Here is a 9,701-nt window from a genome sequence, read left to right as displayed (position 1 = left end):
AAGTAGGCGGCAAAGTTTTTGCCGCCTCGACATATTTCTTGGGAAATATGTCGAGATGCAGGGTAGGTACAGTATTTGTCGAGCGAAAATAACAGGATTGCTCTTTAGTGAGAGGGAATGGTATGTAATAGAAAGTGATATGAAGGATGTGATTTAGGGTGGAATTATATTCTTTGCTGCAATCATTTGTAAATTACGCTAACGGTCAATACCATTTAGAACCACTTCTAAGACAAGGAGAAAGAATTGTTAATTTCCGTTTTGGAGATGAATGTTGTTCGTTACAAATTTCAAGAGATTATATAGAGCTGTTGCAAGAGGAAAGAGGAACAGAACAAATCGTGTGTGTAGATGAAGAAGGTTTAGAACAACTAGTGAACGGAAATACACGATTACAAATGTTAATGAATGATGGACGTGTACATTATTCTGGGACGTATCGAACGATGCTATTAGTCGAGTCGATGTTTCATATATGTAAACCGATGTCAGTAGGTGCTTAAAATTCTGAAGTTTCATTTTTTATGAAAATTTCTGTTGACATGGTGTGTGGATATTGATACAATTCAATTCATAAAATATAGACAATTTCATAAATTACAAATCAGACGAAAATGTAATCTGATTTCTCTTATCAAGAGAGGTGGAGGGACTGTGCCCTGTGAAGCCCGGCAACCGTCAACTTATGTTGAAATGGTGCCAATTCCTGCAAAGCAAATGCTTTGAGAGATGAGAGAGAGGGATAATGTTGTTATATACGCATATAAACCTTTCTGCTTCTCTAAAGCAGAAAGGTTTTTTTATTGTTTGAATGTGGAGGACATTCAAATAATAAAAGTAATGATAACGGTGGACTACACGCATCAAAAATAAAAAATTGCGGAGTCGATCCAAACAAAATAGGGGTGATACACCATGATTTTATTAGAGAATGTAAAGAAAATATATAAAGCAAAAAGCGGTGATGTCACTGCTGTAGATAATGCCAATTTAAAAATAGATAAAGGTGAAATATTTGGTGTTATCGGATATAGTGGCGCTGGAAAAAGTTCTTTAATTAGATTATTCAATCAGTTGGAGAAACCAACTTCTGGCCAAATTACAATTGCAAATCGTGTCATTTCAGCAATTACAGGAAGCGAACTTCGTAAGGCAAGGCAAGAAATCGGAATGATTTTTCAGCACTTCAACTTACTTTGGTCACGAACTGTACGTGAAAATATTGCATTTCCACTTGAGATTGCAGGCGTCGATAAGGAAAAGAGAAGAAAACGTGTTGATGAGTTAATTCACCTTGTTGGATTAGAAGGAAGAGGAGACGCGTATCCATCTCAGTTAAGTGGTGGACAAAAGCAACGCGTTGGTATTGCGAGAGCATTGGCTAACAATCCACAAGTACTTTTATGTGATGAAGCGACGTCAGCTCTTGATCCAGAAACGACAGATCAAATTTTAGATTTACTATTAGATATTAATAAGCGTCTCGGTTTAACAATTGTACTCATTACACATGAGATGCATGTAATTCGAAAGATTTGTAATCGCGTTGCGGTAATGGAGAGAGGAAAGATTGTAGAAACGGGTCCAGTACTTGACGTATTCCGTAATCCGCAGCAGGACATTACGAAACGATTTGTACAACAGTTAACGGATTCTGAAGATACAAATGAGACGATTGAAAGTTTAATTGAAAAATATCCAGATGGAAAAGTAATTCGCTTGCAGTTTATCGGCGAGGCTGTAGAAAGACCGGTACTTCAAAGATTAATGCAGCGCAGTGATATAGAAGTAAGCATTTTGCAGGGAAATATCGCACAAACGAATAACGGCTCTTACGGTAGTTTAGTCGTTCATTTAAATGGTGAGGAAACAGCGATCCAGCAAGCGATAGAAGGAATTCATCAAGATCAAGTAGAGCTGGAGGTGATTGCACATGGATAAGTTACTCACAAATGTTGATTGGAATCAAATGTTAGAAGCAACTGGTGAAACGTTATATATGACGGCAATCGCAGCTCTTGCTACATTTATTTTAGGACTTATTTTAGGATTGTTACTTTTCATGACAGCGAAAGATAATTTATGGGAAAACAAATCGATTAATACGGTGATTGGAGCGTTCGTAAACATATTCCGTTCTATACCGTTCATCATTTTAATTATTTTATTAATCCCATTCACGAAAATCCTTCTTGGAACAATTCTTGGAGCGAGTGCAGCGTTGCCAGCTTTAATCATCGGAGCGGCACCATTCTATGCACGAATGGTTGAAATTGCACTTCGTGAAATTGATAAAGGTGTAATTGAAGCTTCAAAAGCGATGGGAGCAAAAACAAGCACAATTATTTTAAAAGTATTGATTCCAGAATCATTACCAGCATTAGTATCTGGTATTACGGTAACGACAATTGCTTTAGTAGGCTATACTGCAATGGCAGGAGTTGTTGGTGCTGGTGGCCTTGGAACACTTGCTTATTTAGAAGGATTCCAACGAGGAAATAACGACGTAACAATCGTTGCGACAATTTGTGTATTACTCGTTGTATTTTTCATTCAGTGGATTGGTGATCGTGTAACGACTCGAATAGATAAACGATAATAAAAAACGGGAGGATGTTTCAAATGAAAAAATTATTACTTACAGCACTTATTTCAACTTCTATTTTTGGGTTAGCTGCCTGCGGGGGGAAAGATAAAGACGAAAAGAAACTAGTAGTGGGGGCTTCTAACGTACCGCACGCTGAAATTTTAGAAAAGGCAAAACCGTTACTTGAGAAAAAAGGAATTGAATTAGAAGTGAAAAAATTCCAAGATTACGTGTTGCCAAATAAAGCGTTAGCGGATAAGGAGTTAGACGCTAACTATTTCCAGCACATTCCGTATTTAGAAAAAGAAATTAAAGATAAAAAATATGATTTTGAAGTAGCAGGAAAAATTCATTTAGAACCAATTGGCGTATATTCTCAAAAATATAAAAGCTTAAAAGAGCTTCCAGACGGAGCGACAATTATTATGAGTAACTCAGTTGCTGACCATGGACGTGGTTTAGCAATTTTACAAAAAGAAGGCATTTTAAAAATTAAAGACGGAGTAGATCCGGTTAAAGCAACTCCAAAAGATATTGCGGATAATCCGAAAAACTTAAAATTCAAAACGGATATCGAGCCTGGTTTATTACCACAAGTGTATAACAATAAAGAAGGCGACGCAGTTTTAATTAACTCAAACTATGCAATTGATGCGAAGTTAAATCCGGAAAAAGATGCAATTGCAATTGAAGGAAATGATTCACCGTACGCAAACGTAGTAGCTGTTCGTAAAGGCGATAAAGATAAGAAAGAGATTAAAGCTCTTGTAGAAGTATTACACTCTAAAGAAATCGAAGACTTTATTAACAAAGAATATAAAGGGGCAGTTGTTCCTGTAAAAGAATAATTGCTGTGAAAGGGCTGGTGTACGCCGGCCCTTTTTATAACTACATAACTATAAGGGAGAAGGGGATATCATATGAAAAAGATTCTACTGTCAGTCGTTACAGCGTTGTCTGTATTTACATTAGCTGCTTGCGGGGGGAAAGAGGAGAATAAGCTTGTTGTGGGAGCTTCTAACGTGCCGCACGCTGTTATTTTAGAGAAGGCACAGCCGATATTAGAGAAAAAAGGTATTAAGCTAGAGATTAAAAAGTTTCAAGATTATGTATTACCAAATAAAGCGTTAGCGGATAAAGAAATTGATGCGAACTACTTCCAGCATATTCCTTACTTAGATAAAGAAATTCAAGAAAAGGGATATAAAATTGTAAACGCAGGAAAAATCCATTTAGAGCCAATGGGCATTTATTCTAAGAAATATAAGAGCTTAAAAGAACTTCCAGATGGCGGAACAGTTATTATGAGTAATAACGTAGCTGAGCGTGGGCGTATGCTAGCTTTATTACAAAAAGGCGGCGTTATTAAATTAAAAGATGGTGTAGATGTTGTTAAGGCAACGGTAAAAGATGTTGTAGAAAATCCGAAGAACTTAAAGTTTAAAACAGATGTGGAACCAGGACTTTCACCGAAGCTGTATGAAAATAATGAAGGGGATGCTTTATTTATTAATTCAAACTATGCAATTGACGCGAAATTAAATCCAACAAAGGATGCAATTGCGATTGAAGGATCAGACTCTCCATATGCAAATATTATTGCAGTTCGTAAAGGTGACGAGAAGAAAAAAGAAATTAAAGAATTAGTAGAAGTACTGCACTCAAAAGAAATTCAAGATTTTATTAATAAAGAATATAAAGGTGCTGTACTTCCGGTAAGTGAATAAATATGAGGAAAGGACTGGAAAATTACCAGTCCTTTTTTCTTTATATAAATAAGAAGAAAGGTGTATCATATAAGGATGCAAGGGAAATACTTATATACATTTGTGAAAAAATTGTTACTTTTTTTCGTCGTTTGCGATATCATTTTATTTGATATAAAATTAGAATGAGAATAAAATGAGAATATGAACGTTTTAGGAATTTTTAAAATGTATATATAGGATTAATGGAGGTATTGAGATGGCTGGTTCTACATTAACGGTTAAAGACTTACACGTATCAATTGATGGCAAAGAAATTTTAAAAGGTGTAAACCTTGAAGTAAAAGGTGGAGAAATCCACGCAATTATGGGACCTAACGGAACAGGTAAATCAACTTTATCTTCTGCAATTATGGGTCACCCAAAGTATGAAGTAACAGAAGGTAGTATCATCATCGACGGTGAAGATGTATTAGAAATGGAAGTAGACGAGCGCGCACAAGCAGGTCTATTCCTAGCAATGCAATACCCAAGTGAAATTAGCGGAGTTACAAACGCTGACTTCTTACGTTCTGCAATTAATGCACGTCGTGAAGAAGGCGATGAAATTTCTCTTATGAAATTTATCCGTACTTTAGATAAAAATATGGAATTCCTAGAAATGGATCCAGAAATGGCACAACGTTACTTAAACGAAGGTTTCTCTGGCGGTGAGAAAAAACGTAACGAAATTCTTCAATTAATGATGATTGAGCCAAAAATCGCAATCTTAGACGAAATCGACTCAGGTCTTGATATCGATGCATTAAAAGTTGTATCTAAAGGTATTAACCAAATGCGCGGCGAAGAGTTCGGTTGCCTAATGATTACGCATTACCAACGTTTATTAAACTACATCACTCCAGACTTCGTTCACGTTATGATGAACGGTCGTATCGTTAAATCTGGTGGTCCTGAGCTTGCACAACGTCTAGAAGCTGAAGGTTACGACTGGATTAAAAAAGAATTAGGTATTGAAGACGAAACAACAGAGCAAGAAGCGTAAGAGAGGAGCATAAACATGACAATCGGTACATTACCTTTCGATCAAGAAACAATCCGTCAACGCGCAAGCGAAGTAAACGAAGCTGCTTGGTTGACTGAGTTCCGCTTACAAGCTCTTGCACAAGCAACTGAACTTCCAATGCCAACGCCTGATAAAACGAAAATTGAAAAATGGGACTTTATCGGAAAAGGCGACGCTGCTAAGCAAGAGCCTGTAAGTTCTTTAACAGAGCTTCCAGAAGCAGTGAAAAACTTAATCGATGAAAATAACAGCGTATTAGTGCAACGTACTGGTACAACTGCGTTCGTTTCTTTAGCAGACGAAGCAAAAGAAAAAGGTGTTATTTTCACAGATATCGTAACAGCAGCAACTGAGCATGCTGAACTATTACAAAAGTATTTAATGAAAGACGGCGTGAAGGTAGACGAGCATCGTTTAACTGCACTTCATGCTGCATTAATCAACGGCGGTGCATTCGTATATGTTCCGAAAAACGTTGTTCTTGAAACTCCACTTCAAGCTGTATTCTTAGTAGACGGCGAAGAAGCTAACGTATATAACCACGTACTATTCGTAGCTGATGCGAACAGTACTGCAACTTATGTAGAAAACTACGTTGCAAATGAAAATGCTAAAGGTATTGCAAATATCGTAGCAGAAGTAATCGTGGAACAAGGCGCACAAGTGAAATTCGGTGCGGTTGATCTATTAGCAAAAGACGTAACAACTTACGTGAACCGCCGCGGCACAGTAGGACGCGACGGCCGTATTGATTGGGCTCTAGGCCTTATGAATGACGGAAACACAATTTCAGAGAACGTTACGAACTTAATGGGCGACGGTTCATATGCTGATACGAAAACAGTAACAATTGGCCGTGGTAACCAAACGCAAAACTTTACAACTAAAGTTGTTCACTTCGGTAAACATTCTGAAGGTTGGATTTTAAAACACGGTGTACAAAAAGATAGTGCAACATCTATCTTTAACGGAATCGGTAAGATTGAGCACGGTGCATCTAAATCAAATGCACAACAATCTTCTCGCGTTCTTATGTTAGATGAAAAAGCTCGTGGGGATGCAAACCCAATTCTTTTAATCGACGAAGATGATGTTATGGCAGGTCACGCAGCTTCAGTAGGCCGCGTAGATCCATACCAACTATACTACTTGATGAGCCGTGGTATTCCAAAACGCGAAGCAGAACGTTTAGTCATCCATGGATTCTTAGCACCTGTAGTTAATGAGCTTCCAATTGAAGGAGTAAAGGCACAGCTTGTTGAGGTAATTGAAAGGAAAGTTCGCTAATGAATATTCATGAAATACGCAAACAGTTTCCAATTCTTGATCAAAAAGTGAACGGCAAACAACTTGTTTATTTCGATAGTGCAGCAACTTCTCAAAAACCAATTCAAGTCATTGAAACGTTAGAACGTTACTATAAAGAATATAATTCTAACGTGCATCGCGGTGTTCATACGCTCGGTACGAAAGCTACCGATGCGTATGAAGGTGCACGCGAGAAAGTTCGCAAGTTCATCAATGCGAAATCAATGGAAGAGATTATTTTCACGCGCGGAACGACAACTGCATTAAATACAGTAGCGGCTAGCTATGGTCTTGAAAATGTAAAAGAAGGCGATGAAATCGTTATATCTTACATGGAGCACCATAGTAACATCATTCCGTGGCAGCAAGTTGCGAAGAAAACGGGTGCAACTTTAAAATACCTTCCGCTTCAACCAGACGGTACAATTTCTTTAGAAGATGTTCGTCAAACGGTTACACCGAATACAAAAATCGTTTCTATTATGCAAGTATCAAACGTACTTGGAACGATTAACCCTGTAAAAGAAATCGGAGCAATCGCACATGAAAACGGCGCAATTATGGTCGTTGATGGTGCACAAAGTACACCTCACATGAAAGTGGATGTACAAGATTTAAACTGTGATTTCTACGCATTATCTGCTCATAAGATGTGCGGACCTACAGGTATCGGCGTATTATATGGTAAGAAAGAATTGCTGAACAATATGGAGCCAATTGAATTTGGCGGTGAAATGATTGATTTCGTGGATTTACAAGAATCTACTTGGAAAGAGCTTCCGTGGAAGTTTGAAGCAGGTACACCGATTATCGGTAATGCAATCGGACTTGGTGCGGCAATTGATTTCCTAGAAGAAATCGGTCTTGATAATATTGAAAAGCATGAGCATGAATTAGCGCAATACGCTTTAGAAAGACTATCAGAAGTAGACGGCGTTACAATTTATGGTCCAAAGCATCGCGCTGGTCTTGTTACATTTAATATTGAAGACGTACATCCTCACGATGTAGCGACTGTATTAGATGTAGAAGGCATTGCAGTTCGCGCAGGACACCACTGTGCACAACCGCTTATGAAGTGGCTGAAAGCTTCTTCAACAGCACGTGCGAGCTTCTATTTATATAATACAAAAGAAGAAATTGATACATTTGTTGAATCGCTAATCAAGACAAAGGAGTATTTCACAAATGTCATTTAATAATTTAGATACGTTATACCGTCAAGTTATTATGGATCATTATAAGAATCCTCGTAACCATGGCGTGTTAGAAGATAGTGTTACCGTTAACTTGAACAATCCAACTTGCGGTGATCGTATTCAACTTACGATGAAAGTGGAAGAGGGTATTGTACAAGAAGCGAAGTTTGAAGGCGAAGGATGTTCTATCTCAATGTCTTCAGCTTCAATGATGACACAAGCAGTAAAAGGTAAGAAAATTGAAGAGGCACTTCAGCTTTCTAAAATTTTCTCTGACATGATGCTAGGAAAAGAGTACGATGACAGCATCGATTTAGGAGATATTGAAGCATTACAAGGCGTATGCAAGTTCCCTGCACGTATTAAATGTGCGACATTAGCGTGGAAAGCGTTAGAAAAGGGCTTAAACGAAGATAAGTAATGTTAAAGGTTCCTAAAAACGAGGTTATCTAAGGAGGGACACACCAACATGGCGAAGCAACTGCCAGATATCGGCGATTATAAATATGGTTTCAAAGACAAAGACGTTTCGATTTTCCGTGCTGGACGCGGTTTAACAAAAGAGATCGTTGAAGAGATTTCACGTATGAAAGAAGAACCACAGTGGATGTTAGACTTCCGTTTAAAATCACTGGATAAGTTCTACGAAATGCCAATGCCACAATGGGGCGGCGACTTAAACGACTTAGATTTCGATGAAATTACGTACTACGTAAAACCATCTGAGAAATCTGAGAAGTCTTGGGATGAAGTACCTGATGAAATTAAAGCGACATTTGATAAATTAGGTATTCCAGAAGCTGAGCAAAAATATTTAGCTGGTGTATCTGCACAGTACGAATCTGAAGTTGTATACCACAACATGAAAGAAGACCTAGAAGCTCTAGGAATCGTATTTAAAGATACAGATAGCGCATTAAAAGAGAACGAAGACATTTTCCGTGAGCATTTCGGAAAAGTAATCCCACCAACAGACAACAAATTCTCTGCATTAAACTCTGCAGTTTGGTCTGGTGGATCATTCATCTACGTTCCAAAAGGTATTAAAGTTGATACACCACTTCAAGCGTATTTCCGTATTAACTCTGAAAATATGGGACAATTCGAGCGTACGCTTATCATCGTAGACGAAGGCGCACACGTACACTACGTAGAAGGTTGTACAGCACCTGTTTACACTACTAACTCACTTCATAGTGCGGTAGTAGAAATCATCATCAAGAAAGATGCATATTGCCGTTATACAACAATCCAAAACTGGGCGAACAACGTATACAACCTAGTTACAAAACGTGCGGTTTGTGAAGAAAACGCAACGATGGAATGGATTGACGGTAACATCGGATCTAAATTAACGATGAAATACCCAGCAGTTATCTTAAAAGGCGAAGGCGCTCGTGGTTTAACATTATCTATCGCGATTGCTGGTAAAGGCCAACACCAAGATGCTGGTGCGAAAATGATTCACTTAGCACCAAACACGTCTTCAACAATCGTTTCTAAATCGATTGCGAAGCATGGTGGTAAAGTAACTTACCGTGGTATCGTACACTTCGGACCAAAAGCGAAAAACTCTCGCTCTAACATCGAGTGTGACACGTTAATCATGGATAACCAATCTACATCTGATACAATTCCTTACAACGAAATCAAAAACGATTACGTTTCACTTGAGCACGAAGCGAAAGTATCAAAAGTATCAGAAGAACAATTATTCTACCTAATGAGCCGCGGTATTTCTGAGCAAGAAGCTACAGAAATGATCGTAATGGGCTTCATCGAGCCATTCACTCGCGAACTTCCAATGGAATACGCAGTTGAAATGAACCGTCTAA

10 protein-coding genes and 1 riboswitch are annotated in these 9,701 nt (G+C 38.1%); all 10 genes read left to right on the top strand.

The features are described from left to right. The first annotated feature begins 158 nt into the window (after positions 1-158). Positions 159-503: a hypothetical protein gene (locus BAQ48_RS21055; protein WP_071712704.1), complete on the top strand. Its 345-nt coding sequence runs from the start codon at positions 159-161 to the stop codon at positions 501-503. 125 nt (positions 504-628) lie between these two features. Continuing rightward, positions 629-736, top strand: a riboswitch (SAM riboswitch). A gap of 179 nt (positions 737-915) precedes the next feature. Then, the gene (locus tag BAQ48_RS21050; protein ID WP_000601748.1) at positions 916-1,941 is read left to right on the top strand and encodes a methionine ABC transporter ATP-binding protein; all 1,026 of its coding nucleotides are present in this window, start codon (positions 916-918) and stop codon (positions 1,939-1,941) included. Continuing rightward, positions 1,934-2,599: a methionine ABC transporter permease gene (locus tag BAQ48_RS21045; RefSeq protein WP_071712703.1), complete on the top strand. Its 666-nt coding sequence runs from the start codon at positions 1,934-1,936 to the stop codon at positions 2,597-2,599. The genes BAQ48_RS21050 and BAQ48_RS21045 overlap by 8 nt, the downstream gene beginning before the upstream one ends. Before the next feature lie 23 nt (positions 2,600-2,622). Then, on the top strand, positions 2,623-3,435 hold the full coding sequence (gene metQ, locus BAQ48_RS21040) for a methionine ABC transporter substrate-binding lipoprotein MetQ (protein ID WP_071712702.1): 813 nt from the start codon (positions 2,623-2,625) through the stop codon (positions 3,433-3,435). Between the two features lie 72 nt (positions 3,436-3,507). Then, complete coding sequence (gene metQ, locus BAQ48_RS21035) at positions 3,508-4,314, top strand: methionine ABC transporter substrate-binding lipoprotein MetQ (RefSeq protein WP_000722406.1); 807 nt, start codon at positions 3,508-3,510, stop codon at positions 4,312-4,314. A 238-nt stretch (positions 4,315-4,552) separates the two neighbouring features. Further along, entirely contained in the window at positions 4,553-5,338 is a 786-nt protein-coding gene (gene sufC, locus BAQ48_RS21030) for a Fe-S cluster assembly ATPase SufC (RefSeq protein WP_000929163.1), read from the top strand. Between the two features lie 15 nt (positions 5,339-5,353). Further along, the gene (gene sufD, locus BAQ48_RS21025) at positions 5,354-6,646 is read left to right on the top strand and encodes a Fe-S cluster assembly protein SufD (protein WP_071712701.1); all 1,293 of its coding nucleotides are present in this window, start codon (positions 5,354-5,356) and stop codon (positions 6,644-6,646) included. Beyond that, positions 6,646-7,866, top strand: a complete 1,221-nt coding sequence (gene sufS / locus BAQ48_RS21020) for a cysteine desulfurase SufS (protein ID WP_001020767.1) — start codon at positions 6,646-6,648, stop codon at positions 7,864-7,866. The genes sufD and sufS overlap by 1 nt, the downstream gene beginning before the upstream one ends. Next, complete coding sequence (gene sufU / locus BAQ48_RS21015; protein WP_000009523.1) at positions 7,856-8,287, top strand: Fe-S cluster assembly sulfur transfer protein SufU; 432 nt, start codon at positions 7,856-7,858, stop codon at positions 8,285-8,287. Before sufS ends, sufU begins: the two co-directional genes overlap by 11 nt. 48 nt (positions 8,288-8,335) lie before the next feature. Further along, on the top strand, positions 8,336-9,701 hold a 1,366-nt coding region (gene sufB, locus BAQ48_RS21010), incomplete at its 3' end, for a Fe-S cluster assembly protein SufB (RefSeq protein ID WP_071712700.1).

It is taken from the genome of Bacillus luti, assembly GCF_001884105.1.
GTDB lineage: Bacteria > Bacillota > Bacilli > Bacillales > Bacillaceae_G > Bacillus_A > Bacillus_A luti.
Note: the sequence above shows the minus strand (reverse complement) of the source record. Positions and strands in the feature narration are given on the sequence as shown.